The following is a 19,945-nucleotide window of genomic DNA, read 5'->3' on the forward strand; positions in this document are numbered from 1 at the left end:
GAAACCCGCCGCAAGGCGGGTTTCTTTTTGGGCGAAGGGACGCCACCGCCGGTTATCCTTCGCGACATTCGACCCAAGCGACGCACCATGCCCGCACTCGCCTCCAGCCTCGATCCCCGTTCGCAGGACTTCCAGGACAACGTCGCGTATCACCGCGCGTTGGTCGAAGAACTCGATGCGCGACTGCAGCGCGCGGCCGAAGGCGGCGGCGCGAAGGCGCGCGACAAGCACACCGAGCGCGGCAAGTTGCTGGTGCGCGACCGCATCACCGCCCTGCTCGACCCCGGCTCGCCGTTCCTTGAAATCGCACCGCTCGCCGCCGAAGGCATGTACGACGGCGCGGCGCCCGCCGCGGGCATCGTCGCCGGCATCGGCCGCGTGCATGGGCAGGAAGTGGTGATCGTCGCCAACGACGCGACGGTCAAGGGCGGCACGTATTTCCCGATGACGGTGAAGAAGCACCTGCGCGCGCAGGAAGTCGCGCGCGAGAACAAGTTGCCGTGCGTGTACCTCGTCGACTCGGGCGGCGCGTTCCTGCCGTTGCAGGACGAGGTCTTCCCGGACAAGGAACACTTCGGCCGCATCTTCTACAACCAGGCGCGGCTGAGCGCGGAAAACATCCCGCAGATCGCCGTGGTCATGGGCTCGTGCACCGCGGGCGGCGCGTACGTGCCGGCGATGTGCGATGAGTCGATCATCGTGCGCGAGCAAGGCACGATCTTCCTCGGCGGCCCGCCGCTGGTGAAGGCCGCCACCGGCGAAGTCGTCGATGCCGAATCGCTCGGCGGCGCGGACGTGCATACGTCGGTGTCGGGCGTGGCGGATCATTTCGCCGAAGACGACCGCGATGCCTTGCAGATCGCGCGCAACCTCGTCGCGCATCTCAACCGCAGCAAGACCGTGCCCGTCGCCACGCAACCGGCGCGCGAGCCGTTGTTCGCCAGCGAGGAGTTGTATGGCATCGTGCCGAAGGACACGCGGCGCCCGTTCGACATCCGCGAGGTGATCGCGCGCATCGTCGACGGCAGTGAGTTCCAGGAATTCAAGGCGCGCTACGGCAAGACGCTGGTGTGCGGCTTCGCGCACATCCACGGTTATCCGGTCGGCATCATCGCCAACAACGGCATCCTGTTTTCCGAGAGCGCGCTCAAGGGCGCGCACTTCATCGAACTGTGCAACCAGCGCGACATCCCGCTGGTGTTCCTGCAGAACATCACCGGCTTCATGGTCGGCCGCAAGTACGAGAACGCGGGCATCGCGAAGGACGGCGCGAAGATGGTGACGGCGGTTGCGTGTTCGCACGTGCCGAAGTTCACCGTCGTCATCGGCGGCAGCTTCGGCGCGGGCAATTACGCGATGTGCGGCCGCGCGTACGGCGGGCGCTTCCTGTGGATGTGGCCCAACGCGCGCATCAGCGTGATGGGCGGCGAACAGGCGGCGAGCGTGCTCTCCACGGTGAAGCGCGACGGCATCGAAGCCGCGGGCAAGACGTGGTCGCCCGAAGAGGAAGAAGGCTTCAAGGCGCCGATCCGCGACCAGTACGAATCGCAGGGCAATCCGTATTACGCAAGTGCGCGCCTGTGGGACGACGGCATCATCGATCCGGCCGATACGCGCCGCGTGCTGGGGCTGGGCCTCGCCGCTGCGCTCAATGCGCCGATCGAGAAGGGCCGATTCGGCATTTTCCGAATGTGATCGATGCACCGATGAATACGGGAAACCGTGAAATCAAGCTGTCCGCTGCCTGAAGAAAGCGCCCTTCGGGGCAGCGTCAAAACCGCGTGACGAGTGCTAGCCTCGACGTTCCCTCAAAGCAGCAGGATTCCGCGCCATGGCCCTTTGGAAAGATCAGGCTCCCGCCAAGCCCGCCACCGGCAACCCGCCTCCGTCGTCGCCGGAACCGGTCCGCATCCAGCCCGAAGCCGTCGCCACGCCGACGCCTGCCGCAACGCCTTCGCCGTCCGCCGCGCCCGCCGCGCGTCCCGTGCGCCAGGTGAGTGAATCGATCATCGCCGCCGACCTCACCATCGAAGGCAAGATCCACGGCACCGGCCACGTGCGCATCGCCGGCCAGTTCAAGGGCGACGTCAACGTCGAAGGCGACCTGACCATCGAGAAGGGCGCCAAGCTCACCGGTGGCGTCAAGGCGCAGAAGATCATCATCGCGGGCGAACTCGACGGCAACGTCGAATCCGCGCAGCGCGTCGAGCTGCTCGAAAGCGGCGTGCTCAACGGCGACCTCAAGGCCACCTCGTTCACCGTCGCCGCCGGCTCGCGCATGCGCGGTTCGGTCGAATTCGGCTTCGGCGACAAGGCCGACCGCAAGGGCGACGAAGCCTGAGCATGAGCGTTGCCGCGCGACCAGGCACGCCAGGCGCCACGCGCACCTGTCCGCACTGCAAGGCGACGATCCTCGAAAGCGCCAGCGTGTGCCCCGCCTGCCGGGGCCACCTGCGTTACGACGACGCGGCGATCGCGCGCGCGAAAACCGCGATCCAGCCGCTGCAGATCGAAGGCACGATCTCGCCCCCGGATGGCGACACCATCTACGAATACTCGATGGTGTTGTCGATCAAGAACGACCGCGGCGAGGAAGTCGCCAGGCAAGTGGTCGGCGTGGGCGCGTTGCAGCCCGATGAGAAGCGCACGTTCTCGGTGTTCGTCGAGATGACCGAGGCGACGGGGGCGAAGGCGAAGCGGCGACACTAGTCAGTGCGACGAGCACCCGTCGCAACTGCCGCACCCATCCGCCGGCTTCACCGCCGGCGCGATCCAGACGCCCACCTTCCGCATCCACTGCGGGCGCGATTGCCGCACCAGCGGCACCGCGCACGCGACGCGCAACTTACGCACGCCCGCGGGCCAGCGCGAATTGAGCACGTACACGCCACTCGCGGCGACGGCGATGCCGACCGCGACGTACTGGATGGCGACCCCTGCGTGCATCAGCCGCCTCCCAACGCGACGGCGACCTGATAGGTCACCAACGAGGCGAGATACGCCAGCGCGAACAGATATCCCGCGCTGATCGCCATCTGCTTCCACGACCCGGTTTCGCGCTTGATGGTGGCCAGCGTCGACAGGCACTGCGGCGCGTAGATGTACCAGACGAGCAGCGACAACGCGGTGGCCAGTGACCAACCGCTCGCGATGATCGGCGAGAGCGCCGCGCTCGCCGCCGCATCGTCGGCGGCCTGCAACGCGTAGACGGTGGCGAGCGACGACACCGCCACTTCGCGCGCCGCCAGGCCCGGGATCAGCGCGATGCAGATCTGCCAGTTGAAGCCGATCGGCGAGAACACCGTCTGCATCGCGCGGCCGATGTGGCCGGCGAAACTGTTGGTGACATCCGTACCGCCGTGCGGGAAATACAGCAGCACCCACAGCAGCACCGTCATCGCCAGGATGATGCCGCCCACGCGCTTGAGGAAGATCATCGCGCGTTCCCACAGGCCGAGCACGAGGTCGCGCGGATGCGGCATGCGGTAGGACGGTAGCTCGAGCATCAGCGGATGCTCGCTCTTGTCGCGACGCCACTTCTTCATCACCCACGCTACTGCGAGCGCGCTGAGGATGCCGGCGGCGTAGAGCGCGAACAGCACCAGCCCCTGCTGGTTGAACCAGCCGATCTTCTTCGCGGGAATGAACGCGCCGATCAGCAACGCATACACCGGCAGGCGCGCCGAGCACGTCATCAACGGCGCGACGATGATCGTCGCCAGTCGATCGCGCGGATCCTGGATCGAGCGCGTCGCCATGATCCCGGGGATCGCGCACGCGAACGACGACAGCAGCGGAATGAACGAACGGCCCGACAAGCCCGCCTTCGCCATCGTGCGATCCAGCAGGAACGCCGCGCGGGGCAGATAGCCGGATTCCTCGAGCGCGAGGATGAAGAGGAACAGGATGAGGATCTGCGGCAGGAACACGATCACGCCGCCGACGCCCGAGATGATGCCGTCGGCGAGCAGGCTGTTGAGCGGGCCGGCGGGGAGCGTCGTGCGCGCCCATTCGGCGAGCCACGACGTGCCGGCGTCGATGCCGTCCATCAACGGCGTCGCCCACGCGTACACGGCCTGGAAGATCAGGAACATCACCAGGCCCAGCGCGACGAGCCCGAAGACCGGATGCAGCAACCAGCGATCCAGCGCATCGTCGATTTCCGCCGTGCGGCGCGGCATCGTCACCGCGAGCGACAGCAGGCGGCGCGTTTCGGCATGCAGCGCATCGGGATCGACATCCGCCGCCGTCGACGCGACGCCCTGCGCGTTCGGCGACATCGAATCGAGCATCGACACCAGCGCACGCGCGCCATCGCGGCGCACGGCGATCGTCGGCACGACCGGCACGCCGAGTTCGCGCTCCAACGCGGGCAGGTCGACTTCGATGCCGCGACGCTTCGCCGCGTCCATCATGTTCACCGCGAGCACCATCGGCCGGCCGAGCGCGCGCACTTCGAGCGCGAAGCGCAGGTGGAGGCGCAGGTTGGTGGCATCGACGACGCACACGATCACGTCGGGCGCCGGTTCGCCGGGATAGAAGCCGCGGCACAGGTCCCGCGTGATCGCTTCGTCCAGGCTCGCCGCGTGCAGGCTATAGGCGCCCGGCAGATCGAGCAACGCGTACGAGCGGCCCGACGGCGCGTGGAAGCGGCCTTCCTTGCGCTCGACGGTGACGCCGGCGTAATTGGCGACCTTCTGCCGGCTGCCCGTCAGCAGGTTGAACAGCGCCGTCTTCCCGCAGTTGGGATTGCCGACGAGCGCCACGCGCAGCGGCGTTGCGAGCGCGGCGCTCACGCCAGGGCCTCGTCGCGGCGCACGACGATGCGATCGGCTTCCGCGCGGCGCAGGGCGAAGCGTGTAAATCCGACCTGCACCAGCAAGGGCTCGGCGCCGAGCGGACCGGCGGCCAACACCTCGACGGCCTCGCCCGCGACAAAGCCGAGTTCGCGCAAACGGCGCGCGATGGCGTCGTTGGGCGCATGGTCTTCGACGCGTTCGACGGCGGCGGCGATGCGGCGCGGCAGGTCGGTCAGCCTCACGGGGCGGGCATCCGGGCAAATAGGAATTGTTCTCAAGAATACCACTGGTGCGGGCCGGCTTATCATTCGGCCTCTTTCCCGGACGGACGGCCCGATGCGCGACAGTTTGCAGTTGCTCCGCGAGGGCGCCCTCGCCCGCCTGCGCCTGGCCCGGCCGCAGCTGCACAACGCGTTCGACGCCGCCCTCATCGCGGACCTGACGGAGACCTTGGCCGAAGTCGGGGCCGACGCCTCCGTCCGCGTTCTCGTACTCGAAGGCGAAGGCGCTTCCTTCTCCGCCGGCGCCGACCTGAACTGGATGCGCGGCATGGCCGCGGCCAGCGAGGAGGACAACCGCGCAGACTCGCTGAACCTCGCGCGCCTGATGCGCACGCTCGACGAACTCCCGAAGCCGACCATCGCCCGCGTCCACGGCGCGGCCTTCGGCGGCGGCGTGGGCCTGGTCGCCTGCTGCGACATCGCGATCGCCACCGCCAACGCCACCTTCGGCCTGACCGAAGCCCGCCTCGGCCTCCTGCCCGCCGTCATCTCGCCCTACGTGATCGCCGCCATCGGGCCGCGCCAGGCGCGGCGGTGGTTCGCAACGGCGGAACGGTTCGATGCGACCGAAGCGCACCGCATCGGCCTCGTGCACCAGGTCGTCGCCGACGAGATCGCGCTCGACCACGCGGTGCGCCAACAGGTCGAACTGCTGATGCAGGCCGGCCCGGTGGCCGCCTCCACCGCGAAGGCGCTCGTGCGCCGCATTGCGAACCCGCACGCCGCCCACACCCTCGATACGGAGAATGCGGCGCTCATCGCCGGGCTCCGCGTCTCGCCCGAAGGCCAGGAAGGCCTCGCGGCATTCCTCGACAAGCGCAAACCCGCCTGGACTCAACACTGATGTTCGATACGGTCCTCATCGCCAACCGCGGCGAAATCGCCTGCCGCGTGATCCGCACCTGCCGTCGCCTCGGCATCCGCACCATCGCGGTGTTCTCCGAAGCCGACGCCGATGCGCAGCACGTGCGCCTGGCCGACGCCGCGTATCCGATCGGCGGTCCGCGTCCGCAGGACAGCTACCTGCGTGGCGAGGCGATCATCGAGGTCGCCAAACAATCCGGCGCGCAGGCGATCCACCCCGGCTACGGGTTCCTGAGCGAGAACGCCGACTTCGCCGATGCGGTTGAAGCCGCGGGCATCACCTTCATCGGCCCGAAGGCCGCCTCGATGCGCCGCATGGGAAGCAAGGCGGGCGCGAAGGAACTGATGCAGGCGGCGCACGTGCCCGTCGTCCCCGGCTACACCGGCGCTGATCAAGCGCCCGACCTGCTCGCGCGCGAAGCGGCGCGCATCGGCTTCCCGCTGATGATCAAGGCGGCGCACGGCGGCGGTGGCAAGGGCATGCGCATCGTGCGCGTGCTCGACGAATTCCTCCCCGCCCTCGAATCCTGCCAGCGCGAAGCCCGCAACGCCTTCGGCCGCGACCGCGTGCTGCTCGAACGTTACGTCACGCGCCCGCGCCACATCGAAATCCAGGTCTTCGCCGACACGCACGGCAACACGCTGCACCTCAACGAACGCGAGTGCTCCGCGCAGCGCCGCTACCAGAAGGTGCTCGAGGAATCGCCGTCGGTGATCCTCTCGCCCGCGATGCGCAAGCAGATGGGCGATGCCGCCGTCGCCGCGGCGCAGGCGATCGACTACGTCAACGCCGGCACGGTCGAATTCATCGTCGAGTCCGACGAAAGCGGCACGCCGACCGGTTTCTACTTCATGGAAATCAACACGCGCCTGCAGGTCGAACACCCGGTCACCGAACTGGTGACGGGCCTGGACCTCGTCGAATGGCAATTGCGCGTCGCGGCGGGCGAACCGCTGCCGCTCGCGCAGGACGCGATCCGCCAGGACGGCCACGCCATCGAAGTGCGCCTGTATGCCGAAGACCCGGAAGCCGGCTTCCTGCCGGGCTCGGGCAAGCTCGAACGCCTGCGCCTGCCGGAGACGAACGCGCACGTACGCATCGATTCGGGCGTCATCGCCGGCGACACGGTGACGATCTTCTACGACCCGATGATCGCCAAGCTCATCGTGCACGACGCCGATCGCGCCTCGGCGCTGGCCCGCATGCGCGATGCGCTGTCGCAATGCGAGATCGGCGGGCCGAAGTCGAACATCGAATTCCTCGAACGCCTCGTCCGGCATCCGGCAGTGGTCAACGGCACCATCGACACCGCGTATCTCGATCGCCACCTCGACGAATTCATGCCGCAGGCCGAAGTCGACCGCGGCCTGCTGCTCGCCGCCGCGACCGCGCAATTGCTGTCGCAGGAAGGCGCCGCGCGCGACGCGGCCGCCGCATCGACCGATCCGACCTCGCCCTGGGCCATCGCCGACGGCTGGCGCCTCGGGCACGCGGGCAAGCGCGACCTCGCCTTCCTGCATCGCGGCGATCGGCTGCTGGTCTCCGCACATGGCAGCGGCGGGAACTACCGCATCGAGCACGACGGGGCCACGCACGACGTCGCCGGCGCCCGCCTGTCCGACGGCGAGCTGAGCGCGCGCTTCGACGGTGAGAGCCGCCGATTCACCATCGACCTCGACGCCCAGCGCACGGTCGCGCACGACGGCCAGCGCCGCCTGCGCCTGGAGCCGGTCGGGGTGTATCGTCGGGATGCGGGTGCGTCCGGCGATGGCGGCAACCGTGTCCTCGCACCGATGCCCGGCCGCGTTGTCGTCGTGAAGGCGCGCGCGGGCGACGAGGTCCGCGCCGGCGAGGAGGTCCTGGTGATCGAAGCGATGAAGATGGAACTGAGCCTCAAGGCGCCGCGCGACGGGCGCATCGGCGAAGTGCGTGCGGCCGCCGGCGATTTCGTCGACGCCGACGCCGTCCTCGTGACGCTGGAAACCTGAGCCCATGTCCGACGTCGTGCGCATCGTCGAAGTCGGCCCGCGCGACGGGCTGCAGAACGAGAAGACGCTGATTCCCACGCCGGCGAAGATCGAGCTGATCGATCGCCTGACGGCCACCGGTTTGTCGACGATCGAAGCCACGAGTTTCGTCAGCCCCAAGTGGGTGCCGCAACTCGCCGACGCCGCCGACGTGTTCGCCGGCATCACGCGCAAGCATGGCGTGCGCTATCCGGTGCTGGTGCCGAACGAACAGGGCTACGACCGTGCGCGCAGCGTCGGCGCCGACGAAGTCGCGGTGTTCACCGCCGCATCGGAAGCCTTCAACCAGAAGAACATCAACGCGACGATCGACGAATCGATCGAGCGTTTCCGCCCCGTGCTCGAGCGCGCGAACCGCGATGGCGTTCGCGTGCGCGGCTACGTCTCCACGGTGCTCGGCTGCCCGTACCAGGGCGAAGTCCCCGTCGCGGACGTCGTGCGCGTCGCCAAGCGCATGCATGACTTGGGCTGTTACGAGATCTCGCTCGGCGACACCATCGGCGTCGGCACGCCCGCCAAGGCGCGCGCGATGTTGCGCGCGGTGGCGCAGGAAGTGCCGATGCACGCGCTCGCCGTGCATTTCCACGACACCTACGGGCAAGCGCTGCCGAACCTGCTCGCGTGCCTCGAAGAAGGCGTCCGCGTCGCCGATGCGTCGGTCTCCGGCACCGGTGGCTGCCCGTACGCGAAGGGCGCGAGCGGCAACGTCGCCACAGAGGACGTCGTGTACATGCTGCACGGCATGGGCATGCAGACTGGCGTCGACCTCGACAGACTCGTCGACACCGGCCGCTGGCTCGCCGCATTGCTGGGGCGCGCCAGCAGCAGCAAGGTCACGCAAGCGCGGGCCGCTGCGTGAAGGACGACGCGCTCCGCCGGAAGCTTGCCGATGCGGAGGCCGCGCTCCAGGCCGCCAACGCGGCGCTCGAAGTGGAACGCAATCGGTTCCGCGCCTTGTTCGACGCAGTGCCCGACCCCGTCAGCATTCTCGACTGGGAAGGCACCGTGCTCGACCTCAACAAGGCGGGCATCGCGGCCTACAACCGCCCGCGCACCGACATCGTCGGCAAGAACATCGACACGCTCAATCCCGACCTCCCGCGCGACCACCTCGCGCCGGTGTGGGAAGTGCTCAATCGCGGCGGGACGTACGTCGTGGAAGTCACCAACATGCGCGCCGACGGCACGCGCTTCCCCGTCGAAGTGCACTCGGCCGGGTTCAGCGATGGCGGCGAGACGCGGATCGTCGCCGTCGCGCGCGACCTCAGCAAACGCCACGAAGCCGAAGTCCGCTATCGCGAACTGATGGAAGTCATCGACAAGGGCATCCTCGTGCGCAAGGCCGACGGCCGCGTGGCGTACGCCAACCCCGCCGCGATGCGCATCCTCGATATCCCGAAGGGCGCAAGCCTGGAAAAGGAACTCGCGCTCGACCACTGGCGCATCTTCGACGAACACGGCCAGGAACTCGACGACCAGGAACTGCCCTCCTTCCGCGCCCTGCGCACGGGCACGATTTCGCCGAGCACGGTGCTGGGGTTCCTCAACCTCAACACGCGCCGGTTGGTGTGGCTGTCGATCACGTCGGTGCCCCAATTCGCGCCGGGGCAGGATCATCCGCAACAGGTGCTGTCGCTGTTCTCCGATGTCACCGCGTTCAAGCGCGACATCACGCTGTTCGATCGCGTGCAGGACCTCGCGCACGTCGGCGGCTGGGAATGGGACGCCAACAGCGAGCACGTCTATCTCACCGGCGAGGCGCAGCGCATGCTCGGCCTGGCGCGCGCGTCGGCGAGCATCAGCGAACTGCAGGCGTGCCTGCGCGAAACCGAACGCAAGCGCTTCCACGATGCGCTGACGCGCGCGGTGGAGCACGGCGAAGGCTTCGAGATGGACTTGCAGGGCATCCGCGCCGACGGCCATACGCTGTGGATCCGCATCATCGGTGAATCCGAGGCCGCCGATCCCACCGGCACGCGCCTGACCGGCACGTTCCAGGACATCACCGAAACCAAGCAGGCCGAAGAAACCCTGCGCGTGCAGGCGCGCACCGACCCGCTAACGATGCTGCTCAATCGCGACGCGGTGCTGGAAGAACTGGAGGCGCGGCTGTCGGACCGCTCGCACAGCGACGTCGCCGTGCTCTACATCGACCTCGACCGCTTCAAGGTCGTCAACGATGTCCTCGGCCACGCGGCCGGCGACCAGGTGATCGCAAGCGCCGCGCGTCGCATCCAGCGCGCGGTGGCCACCGAAGGCCTGATCGCCCGCTTCGGCGGCGACGAATTCCTCGTCGTCTGCCAGACCGGCGACGACCCCGAACGTCCGCAACGCCTCGCCGCATCCATCCTCGACGCCTTCGGTGACGCCTTCCGCATGGCGGGAGAAGAATTCACGATCACCGCGAGCGTCGGCATCGCGCGCGCGCCGGAGCACGGCGATCGGCCGCAGCTGCTGATCCAGAACGCCGACGTCGCGATGTACGACAGCAAGCGCCGCGCGCGCAACGGCTGGCAGGATTTCAGCGCCGCACTGGCCGAGCAGCAACAGCAGCGCCTGCAGATGGAGACGCACTTGCGGCGTGCGGTGGACAACCGCGAGTTCAAGCTGGTCTACCAGCCGCAGGTCGAACTCGCCACGGGGCGCATCATCGGCGCGGAGGCGCTGATCCGCTGGCGCAACGACACGCTCGGCGAAATGCGGCCGGATCACTTCATCGGACATGCGGAGAACACCGGCGACATCGTGCGCATCGGTGGTTGGGTGCTGCGCGAGGCGTGCCAGCAGATGCGGCGCTGGCGCGACGAAGGCCTGCCGATCGAGCGCGTCGCGGTGAACGTGTCGTATCGCCAGTTCCTCGCCGAGGATCTCGCGGAAACCGTCTCCGAAGCGCTGGCAAGCGCGGGCCTGCCCGGCGACGCGCTCGAACTCGAATTCACCGAGCGCGTGCTGATCGAAGACGCGCCCGACACGCTGACCACGTTCGCCGGCCTGCGCATGTTGGGCGTGTTGTTGAGCATCGACGATTTCGGCGAAGGCTACAGCGCGCTCAACTATCTGCGCCGCCTGCCGATCCACGGCCTGAAATTGAGCCAGCAGTTCCTGACCGGCGTCCCGCACAACACCTCGGACGTCGCGATCTGCCAGGCCGTCGCCGGCATCGCACAGAGCCTCGGGCTCGGCCTGGTGGCCGAAGGCGTCGAGAACGACGCGCAACGCCAGTTCCTCATTCGCCTGGGCGTGAAGATCGGCCAAGGCTTCCTGTTCGCACCGGGCCTGACGCCCGACGAACTCGCATTGCGCATCGCGCACCATGAACCTTCGAGAGCCCATGCCTGACGTGTCCGTTCGCCTCATCCACGCGCGCGACGATGCGCGCATGGCGGAAATCATCCGCACCGTGATGCCGGAGTTCGGCGCGTGCGGCGCGGGGTTCGCGATCAACGATCCGGAAGTCGACTGGATGAGCCGTGCGTACGCGCAGCCGCGAAGCGCGTACTGGGTGGTCGAGCGCGATGGCGTCGTCGAGGGCGGCGGCGGTGTCGCACCGCTGGAAGGCGGCGACCCCGACACGTGCGAGCTGCGCAAGATGTACTTCCTGCCGACGTTGCGCGGCCTCGGCGCGGGCGCGGAAGTGATGCGCCTGTCGCTCGACACCGCGCGCCAATTCGGTTTCAAGCGTTGCTACCTCGAAACGCTCTCCGGCATGGATGCGGCGATGAAGTTGTACGAGCGCACCGGTTTCAAGCGCATCGACGCACCGATGGGCGATACCGGCCACGGCGGCTGCAACACGTTCTACCTGCTGGAGCTGTGACGATGCGTCGGATGCTCGCTGCATTGCTGGCGTTCGCGACGGTGCAAGCCTTCGCCGCCGATGCACCGAAACCGGCGTACCTGCTGCAGCCCGATCGCGTGTGGACGGGCGAAGGCGCATCGCACGCCGGATGGGCGGTGCTGGTGCGCGATGGCGCGATCGTTGCGGTCGGTGATGCATCGAAGATCGACGCCCCGGCGGACGTGCAACGCATCGCCCTGCCCGGCACCACGCTGGTGCCCGGGCTGATCGACCTGCATTCGCACGTCTTCCTGCATCCGTACAACGAAACGCTCTGGAACGACCAGGTGCTGAAGGAACCGACGGCCGAACGCGTGTTGCGCGCGGCGCGCCACGCGCACGACACCTTGCAGGCCGGCTGGACCACGCTGCGCGACCTCGGCACCGAAGGCGCGAACTACGACGACGTCGCGGTGAAGCACGCGATCGAGAAAGGATTGATCGACGGCCCGCGGTTGTTCGTCGCCACCAAGGCGATCGTCGCCACCGCGAGCTACGGGCCCGGCCCGCGCGGATTCCGCGACGACCTCGACCTGCCGCGCGGCGCGCAGGAAGTCAGTGGCGTCGACGCCGGCATCGCCGTCGTGCGCGACCAGGCGGGACACGGCGCGGATTGGATCAAGTTGTACGGCGACTTCCGCGTCGGCTCCGATGGCGGCATGCGCCCGACATTCACCTCGGCGGAACTGAAGGCGATGATCGACGCCGCGCATCTCTCCGGCCGTCCCGTCGCGGTACATGCGATGACCGACGAGGCGGTGCGCATGGCGGTGGACGCCGGCGCCGACACAATCGAACACGGATACGAAGTGTCGGAAGCCACGTTCCGTCGAATGAAGGAGCGCAACGTCGCGTGGCTGCCCACGCTCACGGCGACCGAGGCCTACGGCGAATACTTCGAACATTACGTGCCGGGCCAATCCGGACCGACGCAGGAAATGCGCGACGTCGCGGCGGCCTTCGCCCGCGCGCGCAAGGCCGGCGCGACGATCGCCTGCGGCAGCGACGTCGGCGTGTTCGCGCACGGCACCAACTATCGCGAACCCGAATGGCTCGTGCGCCTGGGCATGACCCCGGCCGAAGCGATGGCCGCGTGCACGACCGTGGCCGCGAAGGTGCTTCGCCAGGATGCGACGTTCGGCGCGATCCGCGTGGGCCTGCGCGCCGACCTGGCCGCATTCACGGGCGACCCGACGCAAGACATCGGGGCGCTGCGGCACCCGGTGTTCGTCATGAAGGACGGCACGGTCGCCCGCGCCCCTTAGGGTAAAATCCCGCTTCTTTTCCGCCCGCAGGGACTCCCCCATGCAGCTCTCCTCCACCCGCGCCCTGATCACCGGCGGCGTCTCCGGCCTCGGCTTCGCAGTCGCGCAGCACCTGGTCGCCAACGGCGCGAAGGTCGCGCTGTTCGACGTCAACGAAGAGAAGGGTGCCGCCGCCGTCGCGCAACTCGGCGCAGGCAACGCGCAGTTCTTCAAGACCGACGTCAGCGACGAGGCGGGCGTGGTCGCCAACGTCGCCGCCGCGAAGGACTTCCTCGGTGGCCTCAACGCCGCGATCAACTGCGCCGGCATCCTCGGCGCGGGCCGCGTGCTCGGCAAGGAAGCGCCGATGCCGTTGTCGCAGTTCTCCACCACGGTGATGGTCAACCTCGTCGGCAGCTTCAACGTCGCCAAGGCCGCGGCCAACCTGATGCAGCACAACGACGCCGGCACCGACGGCGAGCGCGGCGTGATCATCAACACCGCATCGGTCGCCGCCTATGAAGGCCAGATCGGCCAGGCCGCGTATTCGGCCTCGAAGGGCGGCGTGGTCGGCATGACGCTGCCGATGGCGCGCGAACTCGCGCGCTTCGGCATCCGCGTGATGACGATCGCCCCGGGCATCTTCTGGACGCCGATGGTCGACGGCATGCCGGAGAACGTGCAGCAGTCGCTCGCTGCCTCGATCCCGTTCCCCTCCCGCCTGGGCAAGCCCGAAGAGTTCGCCGACCTCGTCGCGTACATCCTCGGCAACACCTACCTCAACGGCGAAACCATCCGCCTCGACGGCGCCACGCGCCTCGCACCGAAGTGATCCCATGAAGGCTTACGACATCAAGAAGGGCAACGTCGTCGAACACAACGGCGGCGTGTACCAGATCCGCGACATCGAACGCAGCTCGCCGCAGGGCCGCGGCGGCAACGTGCGCTTCCGCTTCGTCATGTACAGCATCCCGGGCGGCACCAAGCTCGATGCGAGCTTCGACGGCGACGACAACCTGCGCGAAGTCGAGATGAGCCGCCGCGAAGCGACGTATTCGTACAAGGACGGCGATGCGTTCGTGTTCCTCGACGACGAGGACTACACGCCGTACACGCTCGACGCCGACGCGGTCGGCGACGCCGCCGGCTACATCGTCGACGATCTCACTGGCATCTATGTGCAGCTGATCGAAGACGCGCCCGTGGCGATCCAGTTGCCGCAGAGCGTGGCGATGGAAGTGATCGAAACGCCGCCGGAACTCAAGGGCGGCACGGCCACCAAGCGCCCGAAGCCGGCGAAGCTGCAGACCGGCCTGGAAATCATGGTGCCGGAGTACATCGGCAACGGCGAGAAGGTGTGGGTCAATACGACGACGGGCGAGTTCGCGGGTCGCGCCGAGTAAGCCACTTCCGGGCCATCCGCCGGACCGAGTCGTCCATCGACTCGTCGTCCACCAGCGACGCGATCGCACGCCATGCCAGCGCGTGCGATTCGTCGCTGACGACGAACTCCTCGCTCCCATTCGCACGCACGACGTATCGCACGTCGTAATGGACATGCGCCGGCACGCCCTTGTGTTCGGGGATCTCGTGCGCGTCGAGGTCGAAGATCCCGGCCTCGACCGACAAGTCCGACAGCCCCGATTCCTCCTGCGCCTCGGTCAGCGCCACGCGCGCGAAATCGCGCACGCCGTCGGCGTGCCCGCCCAGCTGCAACCAGCGATCGAGCTTGCGATGGTGCGTGAGCAGCACGCGCTCGCCCGTGCGGTCGACCAGCCAGGCCGAGGCGGTGAAGTGGCCCGCCAGCCGCTCGCGCACGAACGGATCCTGCGCATCGTCGAGCAGGGCGAGGAAGCGGCCGACGGTGGCCGCTTCGGCCGGCCAGCGCGCGCGATAGTCGGCCAGCGACAGGCGTGGTGCTTCTCCGGCATTCGGATCGAGGGACATCGGCTGCGGATCATTGGGGGGAAGACGGGATTATCGCCGCCCCCTGACGTTACTTGTGCGCCCGCGCCGCCGCGGGGTATGTTCGCGGGCGGCCCACGCCACCGCCGTTTCCGGCACCCGTGGGGCTCACTAATCAGCTCTCCGGGGAGAACCAAATGCTGTTCTGGCGTGTCAAGCCTCTGGATTTAATCCTGAAGACAGCCGAGAAGAAGGCGCTCAAGCGCCAGCTCGGCGCCTTCCAACTGACGATGCTCGGCATCGGCGCGATCATCGGCACGGGCATCTTCGTGCTGACCGCCGAAGCGGCGCAGAAGGCCGGTCCCGGCATGATGGTGTCGTTCGTGATCGCAGGCTTCGTCTGCGCGGTCGCGGCGCTGTGCTACGCCGAGCTCGCGGCGATGGTGCCCGTCTCCGGCTCCGCCTACACCTACTCCTACGCGGTCCTCGGCGAGTTCGTCGCCTGGCTCGTGGGCTGGGCCCTCATCCTCGAATACGCCGTCGCGGCAAGCGCAGTGTCGGTCGGATGGTCCGGCTACCTGGTCGGCCTGCTCAAACACTCGGTCGGCATCGAGATCCCGGCCGCACTGGCCACCGGCCCCTACGCCGGCGGCATCGTGAACCTCCCGGCGATCTTCATCGGCCTGCTGGTCACCGCGCTGCTGATCCGCGGCACCAAGGAAAGCGCGGTGTTCAACGCCTTCCTGGTGACGGTCAAGGTGCTCGCGCTGTGCGCATTCATCGCGCTGGCGATTCCGGTGATGAAGGACACGAACTTCCACCCGTTCGCGCCTCTGGGCAACGCCGGCATCGTGGGCGCCGCGGCGTCGATCTTCTTCGCGTACGTGGGCTTCGACGCGGTCTCCACCGCCGCCGAGGAAACCAACAATCCGCAGCGCAACATCCCGATCGGCCTGATCGCCTCGCTGGTGGTCTGCACGATCTTCTACCTGCTCGTCGCCGCCGGCGCCATCGGCTCCTACGGTGCGCAGCCGGTGTTCGCCGCGGATGGTTCGCCGCTCTCGCCGGGTTCGCTCGAACTCGCCGCGCGATGCAAGGAACTGGCCGGCGACAACATGCCGCTGGTGTGCTCGAGCGAAGCGCTGGCGCACGTGCTGCGCATGATCGGCCACCCGATGGTCGGCAACCTGCTCGGCCTGGCCGCGTTCATCGCCCTGCCGTCGGTCATCCTGATGATGATCTACGGCCAGACGCGCATCTTCTTCACGATGTCGCGCGACGGCCTGCTGCCGCCGGTGCTGAGCAAGGTGCATCCGCGCTTCAACACCCCGCACATCGTGACCATGATGACGGGCCTGGCGGTCATGATCGCCGCGGCGTTCCTGCCGGTCGGCAAGCTGGCCGACATCTCGAACTCGGGCACGCTGTTCGCGTTCCTCGTGGTCTCGCTGGCGGTCATGATGCTCCGCCGCAGCGATCCGACGCGTCACCGGCCGTTCCGCACCCCGCTGGTGTGGATCATCGCCCCGATGTCGGTCATCGGCTGCATGGTGCTGTTCTGGTACCTGCCGCGCGACGCCAAGCTGGTCTTCCCGATCTGGGCGGCGATCGGCCTGTTCTTCTACTTCATCTACGGCTACCGCAAGAGCCACATGAAGCCGGGCAACGCGCCGGTGGACGATGGCCCGACGCTCGAAGCCGCGCCGGTCTTCCACGAAGGTCCGGAACCGGGCCCGTAAGCGAAGCCACATGGCGACACCGGAACGGCGCGGGCAACCGCGCCGTTTCCTTTTGCGGCAACGGCCCGTTTGCGGCGGCTGAACACGCATTCGGTAAACTCCCCCGCATGAACGCCCCCCTCCCCTTCGACCGCGAAGCGCTGCGGCGCGCGGCCGGCGAGATCGTCGCCAACGTCACCGAACTCGCCGCCCGCGGGTGGACGCCGGCCACCAGCAGCAACTTCTCGCGGCGCATCGATGCGCACCATGCGGCCATCACCGTCTCCGGCCGCGACAAGGGCCGCCTGAGCGACGCCGACATCATGGTCGTCGACCTCGAAGGCCAGCCGGTGGCCACGGAGCACCGCCCCTCCGCGGAAACGCTGTTGCACACGCAGCTCTACAAGCGTTACCCCGAAGTGGGCTGCATCCTGCACACGCATTCGCAGAACCAGACCATCGCCTCGCGATTGTTCGCCGGCGCCGGGCAGATGCGGCTGGACGGCTATGAACTGCTGAAGGCCTTCCGCGGCAACGACACGCACGAAGCCGAAGTGATCGTCCCCGTGCTGCCGAACTCGCAGGACATGCACACGCTGGCCGCGCAGGTGGACTGCCTGCTCGACCGCCAACCGATGTGGGGGTATCTCATCGACGGCCACGGGCTGTACGCCTGGGGCACCGACATGGCCGAAGCGCGCCGCCACCTGGAAGCGTTCGAATTCCTGATCGGCTGCGAACTGGAACTGAGGAAGCTGCAACGATGAGCCGCCTGCGGATTTTCGAAGAAGACCATCCCGACCAGCCGGTCGTCGTCGCGCGCACACTCGAGGAGATCGCGCGCGAACTCGCGCCGATCAACGTGCAGTTCGAGCGGTGGGAAGCTTCGCAGCCCGTCCAGGCTGGCGACTCTCCCGAAACGGTCATGGCCGCCTACAAGGCCGACATCGACCGCCTGGTCTCCGAGCGCGGCTTCAAGACGGTCGATGTCGTGAGCATCGCGCCCGACAACCCGAACCGCGCGGAGATGCGCAAGAAGTTCCTCGACGAGCATTTCCACAAGGAAGACGAGGTGCGTTTCTTCGTCGACGGCTCGGGGCTGTTCACGCTGCACGTCGACGGCCGCGTCTACGAGATGCTGTGCGAGTCCGGGGATCTGATCGCGGTGCCCGATGGCATGACGCATTGGTTCGACATGGGGCCGGAGCCGCGCTTTGTCGCGATCCGGTTCTTCACCGAGCCTGATGGCTGGGTCGGGCATTTCACCGGCACCGACATCGCGCAGAAATTCCCGCGCTACGAGACCGGGCAGGCGCGCGAGTGATGGGCGCGCGCATCCTGACCGACATCGAAGGCACCACCAGCAGCATCTCCTTCGTGCGCGACGTGCTGTTCCCGTACGCGCGCCGCGCGCTGCCGGGCTTCGTGCGCGAACACGGCGACGAGCCGGACGTGCGGCGTTGGCTCGACCAGGTTGCCGTCGAGAACGGCGGCGTGTGCAGCGACGATGTGATCGTCGAAACGCTGCAGGGCTGGATCGACGAAGACCGCAAGCACACCGCGCTCAAGGCCTTGCAGGGCATGGTGTGGGACGCGGGCTACCGCAATGCCGACTTCACGGCGCCCCTGTATCCGGATGTCGCGCCCGCATTGCGGGCATGGCGCGATGCGGGTGTGCCGCTCGCGGTGTATTCGTCGGGCTCGGTGCCCGCGCAGAAGCTGTTGTTCGGGCACACCGATGCGGGCGACCTGACGGGCGTGTTCGACGCGTGGTTCGATACCGCCGTGGGCCACAAGCGCGACGCCGACAGCTACCGCCGCATCGCCGCGGAATACGGCGGGAATGCGGGAGACATCGTGTTCCTGTCCGACATCGTCGAAGAACTGGACGCCGCACGCGAAGCGGGCATGCGCACGGTGTTGCTGGATCGTCGTGCGGATTACCCGACGCCGCGCATGGGTAACGCGGCCAATGGGCACACGCGGGTGGAATCGTTCGCCGACGTCACATTCTAGGGTCGTCGAGACGATACGTCGTCGTGGCCCGCACTTCCCCCCGCCACGTATCGAACGCGCGCACTTCCACCGTGTGCTCACCCACGTCGAGCTTCGTCGGCAATGCCCCGCGCCACAGATGCGTCGACGGATCGGCTTCCGGCGAGCGATCGAACCCGCGCAGCGCCTCCGCCTGATCGTCCAGCACGTTCTCCGCGACCAACCGGGGATCCGGCTGCAGCACGCGCCGCATCGGCATCCAGTCGCCGTCGTCGATGCGATATTCCACGCGCGTGCCCGCGTGGCCCATGTAGACATTCGCGTACACGCCCCACGCCGGATAGGCCCCGCGACGCAACGCCTTCGGCGCATGCAGCCCGATCTGCGTGTCCGCAGCATCGCGCGCCGGATGCCAGGCGAGCGCGTAGCTACCGTCGGCCTTGACGTCGAGCGTCGCGAAGCCGTTCGGCGTGCCGTCGCTCATCGTCGCATCCGGAATGCCTTGCGCATCCGGCACGCCCGACCAGAACGCACCGCAGGCCGCGCCGACGTTGTACTCGTGCAGCGGTTGCGCGCCGTCCCAACCGTCCTTCGCGCCATGGAAGTAGTGCTGCTGGTTGTGCGTATGCGCGCTGAGCAGCAGCACATGCGGGAACGGCCGCAGCAACGCGAACAGGCGCTTGCGATCGGCCGAACGGAACGTCTCCCACCCTTCGACCTGCGAGGTGTCGAAGAACGGAATGTGCGCTGCGACGATCAGCAGCTTGTCGCGCGGCACATCGCGCAGCCAGCGCTCGATCCGGGCGAACTGGTCGTCGCGGATGCCACCGACGTAGCCCGGCGTCTGCTTCGGACGCGCGACGACATCGTCGAGCACGATCACGTTGGCCGCATCGAACTTGCGCAGGTACGTGTCCGCGCCGAACGCCTTGCGGAAACTCCGGAGCGAGGCCGCATCCGATTCCGCCCCCACGTCCATGTCGTGGTTGCCTGGCGCGAACAACACGGGAATCCCGAGCTTCCTCGTCGCCGCCTTGACCCCCGGATACAACGCCGGCTTGTCGTCGACGATGTCGCCGAGCACGATCGTCGCAACGCTGTCCTTCGCCAAAGGCGTCGCAGGCGCGACGATATCGCGCGAGAAGTAATCCACATCGGCGGCCGACTTGGGCTGCGGATCGCCGAAGACCAGGAAGCGTTGATCGCCGTCCGCCGCGATGGCGACGGAACAGACCAGGCACAACAGGGCGATCAGGATCGGGCGCATGGCGCG

General features: G+C 67.9%; 20 protein-coding genes. 15 read left to right on the plus strand and 5 right to left on the minus strand.

What is annotated here, in order from left to right:
* Positions 1–87: 87 nt before the first annotated feature.
* The 3 genes from LF41_RS11090 (at position 88) to LF41_RS11100 (ending at position 2,709) form a co-directional block, all read left to right on the plus strand.
* Positions 88–1,695: a carboxyl transferase domain-containing protein gene (locus LF41_RS11090; RefSeq protein WP_036169675.1), complete on the plus strand. Its 1,608-nt coding sequence runs from the start codon at positions 88–90 to the stop codon at positions 1,693–1,695.
* 136 nt (positions 1,696–1,831) lie between these two features.
* A complete protein-coding gene (locus tag LF41_RS11095; protein WP_036169678.1) occupies positions 1,832–2,341 on the plus strand; it encodes a bactofilin family protein in 510 nt (169 codons plus the stop codon).
* Positions 2,342–2,343: 2 nt separating this feature from the next.
* A complete protein-coding gene (locus tag LF41_RS11100) occupies positions 2,344–2,709 on the plus strand; it encodes a hypothetical protein (RefSeq protein WP_036169680.1) in 366 nt (121 codons plus the stop codon).
* Here the strand turns inward: LF41_RS11100 and LF41_RS11105 are convergent, their stop codons facing one another.
* The 3 genes from LF41_RS11105 to LF41_RS11115 are packed head-to-tail and all read right to left on the minus strand — an operon-like array spanning position 2,710 to position 5,041.
* On the minus strand, positions 2,710–2,946 hold the full coding sequence (locus tag LF41_RS11105; protein WP_036169682.1) for a DUF6587 family protein: 237 nt from the start codon (positions 2,944–2,946) through the stop codon (positions 2,710–2,712).
* Positions 2,946–4,796: a ferrous iron transport protein B gene (gene feoB, locus LF41_RS11110; protein WP_036169684.1), complete on the minus strand. Its 1,851-nt coding sequence runs from the start codon at positions 4,794–4,796 to the stop codon at positions 2,946–2,948. The genes LF41_RS11105 and feoB overlap by 1 nt, the downstream gene beginning before the upstream one ends.
* Entirely contained in the window at positions 4,793–5,041 is a 249-nt protein-coding gene (locus LF41_RS11115; RefSeq protein ID WP_036169686.1) for a FeoA family protein, read from the minus strand. Before LF41_RS11115 ends, feoB begins: the two co-directional genes overlap by 4 nt.
* 94 nt (positions 5,042–5,135) lie before the next feature.
* On the opposite strand from LF41_RS11115, the gene LF41_RS11120 reads away from it, so the two are divergent.
* The 8 genes from LF41_RS11120 to yeiP are packed head-to-tail and all read left to right on the plus strand — an operon-like array spanning position 5,136 to position 14,457.
* On the plus strand, positions 5,136–5,924 hold the full coding sequence (locus tag LF41_RS11120; RefSeq protein ID WP_036169688.1) for an enoyl-CoA hydratase-related protein: 789 nt from the start codon (positions 5,136–5,138) through the stop codon (positions 5,922–5,924).
* A complete protein-coding gene (locus tag LF41_RS11125) occupies positions 5,924–7,933 on the plus strand; it encodes an acetyl/propionyl/methylcrotonyl-CoA carboxylase subunit alpha (RefSeq protein WP_036169690.1) in 2,010 nt (669 codons plus the stop codon). The genes LF41_RS11120 and LF41_RS11125 overlap by 1 nt, the downstream gene beginning before the upstream one ends.
* 4 nt (positions 7,934–7,937) lie before the next feature.
* Positions 7,938–8,831 carry a hydroxymethylglutaryl-CoA lyase gene (locus LF41_RS11130; protein ID WP_036169693.1) on the plus strand — a complete coding sequence of 298 codons (894 nt, stop codon included), beginning with the start codon at positions 7,938–7,940 and terminating at the stop codon, positions 8,829–8,831.
* Positions 8,828–11,311, plus strand: a complete 2,484-nt coding sequence (locus tag LF41_RS16205; RefSeq protein ID WP_052116361.1) for a sensor domain-containing protein — start codon at positions 8,828–8,830, stop codon at positions 11,309–11,311. Before LF41_RS11130 ends, LF41_RS16205 begins: the two co-directional genes overlap by 4 nt.
* A complete protein-coding gene (locus LF41_RS11140) occupies positions 11,304–11,789 on the plus strand; it encodes a GNAT family N-acetyltransferase (RefSeq protein ID WP_036169694.1) in 486 nt (161 codons plus the stop codon). The genes LF41_RS16205 and LF41_RS11140 overlap by 8 nt, the downstream gene beginning before the upstream one ends.
* Positions 11,790–11,791: 2 nt before the next feature.
* Positions 11,792–13,075, plus strand: coding sequence for a metal-dependent hydrolase family protein (locus LF41_RS11145; protein ID WP_338037853.1), 1,284 nt, complete (start codon positions 11,792–11,794; stop codon positions 13,073–13,075).
* A 40-nt stretch (positions 13,076–13,115) separates the two neighbouring features.
* Positions 13,116–13,886 (plus strand): SDR family NAD(P)-dependent oxidoreductase, encoded by a 771-nt coding sequence (locus LF41_RS11150; protein ID WP_036169698.1) that lies wholly within the window; start codon positions 13,116–13,118, stop codon positions 13,884–13,886.
* A gap of 4 nt (positions 13,887–13,890) precedes the next feature.
* On the plus strand, positions 13,891–14,457 hold the full coding sequence (gene yeiP, locus LF41_RS11155; protein WP_036169699.1) for an elongation factor P-like protein YeiP: 567 nt from the start codon (positions 13,891–13,893) through the stop codon (positions 14,455–14,457).
* Here yeiP and LF41_RS11160 read toward each other — a convergent pair.
* A complete protein-coding gene (locus tag LF41_RS11160; RefSeq protein ID WP_052116362.1) occupies positions 14,417–15,001 on the minus strand; it encodes an NUDIX hydrolase in 585 nt (194 codons plus the stop codon). The genes yeiP and LF41_RS11160 overlap by 41 nt on opposite strands.
* Positions 15,002–15,156: 155 nt before the next feature.
* Here LF41_RS11160 and LF41_RS11165 point away from each other — a divergent pair, with 155 nt between their 5' ends.
* The 4 genes from LF41_RS11165 to mtnC all read left to right on the plus strand — a co-directional run bounded on the left by LF41_RS11165 (position 15,157) and on the right by mtnC (position 18,693).
* Positions 15,157–16,698, plus strand: a complete 1,542-nt coding sequence (locus tag LF41_RS11165; protein WP_036169701.1) for an amino acid permease — start codon at positions 15,157–15,159, stop codon at positions 16,696–16,698.
* Positions 16,699–16,805: 107 nt separating this feature from the next.
* Positions 16,806–17,444, plus strand: coding sequence for a methylthioribulose 1-phosphate dehydratase (locus tag LF41_RS11170; RefSeq protein WP_036169703.1), 639 nt, complete (start codon positions 16,806–16,808; stop codon positions 17,442–17,444).
* A complete protein-coding gene (locus LF41_RS11175) occupies positions 17,441–18,001 on the plus strand; it encodes a 1,2-dihydroxy-3-keto-5-methylthiopentene dioxygenase (protein ID WP_036169705.1) in 561 nt (186 codons plus the stop codon). The genes LF41_RS11170 and LF41_RS11175 overlap by 4 nt, the downstream gene beginning before the upstream one ends.
* The gene (gene mtnC / locus LF41_RS11180; protein ID WP_036169708.1) at positions 18,001–18,693 is read left to right on the plus strand and encodes an acireductone synthase; all 693 of its coding nucleotides are present in this window, start codon (positions 18,001–18,003) and stop codon (positions 18,691–18,693) included. The genes LF41_RS11175 and mtnC overlap by 1 nt, the downstream gene beginning before the upstream one ends.
* Here the strand turns inward: mtnC and LF41_RS11185 are convergent.
* Complete coding sequence (locus LF41_RS11185; RefSeq protein WP_052116363.1) at positions 18,683–19,939, minus strand: calcineurin-like phosphoesterase C-terminal domain-containing protein; 1,257 nt, start codon at positions 19,937–19,939, stop codon at positions 18,683–18,685. The two genes, mtnC and LF41_RS11185, sit on opposite strands and share 11 nt — an antisense overlap.
* Between the last annotated feature and the right edge of the window lie 6 nt (positions 19,940–19,945).

It is taken from the genome of Lysobacter dokdonensis DS-58 (assembly GCF_000770795.1).
GTDB classification, from domain to species: domain Bacteria; phylum Pseudomonadota; class Gammaproteobacteria; order Xanthomonadales; family Xanthomonadaceae; genus Noviluteimonas; species Noviluteimonas dokdonensis.

What these genes read in the sequence shown, in the direction of transcription:
- LF41_RS11090 (WP_036169675.1), top strand. Translation starts at nt 88, where the DNA reads ATGCCCGCACTCGCCTCCAGCCTCGATCCCCGTTCGCAGGACTTCCAG.
- LF41_RS11095 (WP_036169678.1), top strand. Translation starts at nt 1,832, where the DNA reads ATGGCCCTTTGGAAAGATCAGGCTCCCGCCAAGCCCGCCACCGGCAAC.
- LF41_RS11100 (WP_036169680.1), top strand. Translation starts at nt 2,344, where the DNA reads ATGAGCGTTGCCGCGCGACCAGGCACGCCAGGCGCCACGCGCACCTGT.
- LF41_RS11105 (WP_036169682.1), bottom strand. Translation starts at nt 2,946, where the DNA reads ATGCACGCAGGGGTCGCCATCCAGTACGTCGCGGTCGGCATCGCCGTC.
- LF41_RS11120 (WP_036169688.1), top strand. Translation starts at nt 5,136, where the DNA reads ATGCGCGACAGTTTGCAGTTGCTCCGCGAGGGCGCCCTCGCCCGCCTG.
- LF41_RS11125 (WP_036169690.1), top strand. Translation starts at nt 5,924, where the DNA reads ATGTTCGATACGGTCCTCATCGCCAACCGCGGCGAAATCGCCTGCCGC.
- LF41_RS11130 (WP_036169693.1), top strand. Translation starts at nt 7,938, where the DNA reads ATGTCCGACGTCGTGCGCATCGTCGAAGTCGGCCCGCGCGACGGGCTG.
- LF41_RS11140 (WP_036169694.1), top strand. Translation starts at nt 11,304, where the DNA reads ATGCCTGACGTGTCCGTTCGCCTCATCCACGCGCGCGACGATGCGCGC.
- LF41_RS11145 (WP_338037853.1), top strand. Translation starts at nt 11,792, where the DNA reads ATGCGTCGGATGCTCGCTGCATTGCTGGCGTTCGCGACGGTGCAAGCC.
- LF41_RS11150 (WP_036169698.1), top strand. Translation starts at nt 13,116, where the DNA reads ATGCAGCTCTCCTCCACCCGCGCCCTGATCACCGGCGGCGTCTCCGGC.
- yeiP (WP_036169699.1), top strand. Translation starts at nt 13,891, where the DNA reads ATGAAGGCTTACGACATCAAGAAGGGCAACGTCGTCGAACACAACGGC.
- LF41_RS11160 (WP_052116362.1), bottom strand. Translation starts at nt 15,001, where the DNA reads ATGTCCCTCGATCCGAATGCCGGAGAAGCACCACGCCTGTCGCTGGCC.
- LF41_RS11165 (WP_036169701.1), top strand. Translation starts at nt 15,157, where the DNA reads ATGCTGTTCTGGCGTGTCAAGCCTCTGGATTTAATCCTGAAGACAGCC.
- LF41_RS11170 (WP_036169703.1), top strand. Translation starts at nt 16,806, where the DNA reads ATGAACGCCCCCCTCCCCTTCGACCGCGAAGCGCTGCGGCGCGCGGCC.
- LF41_RS11175 (WP_036169705.1), top strand. Translation starts at nt 17,441, where the DNA reads ATGAGCCGCCTGCGGATTTTCGAAGAAGACCATCCCGACCAGCCGGTC.
- mtnC (WP_036169708.1), top strand. Translation starts at nt 18,001, where the DNA reads ATGGGCGCGCGCATCCTGACCGACATCGAAGGCACCACCAGCAGCATC.
- LF41_RS11185 (WP_052116363.1), bottom strand. Translation starts at nt 19,939, where the DNA reads ATGCGCCCGATCCTGATCGCCCTGTTGTGCCTGGTCTGTTCCGTCGCC.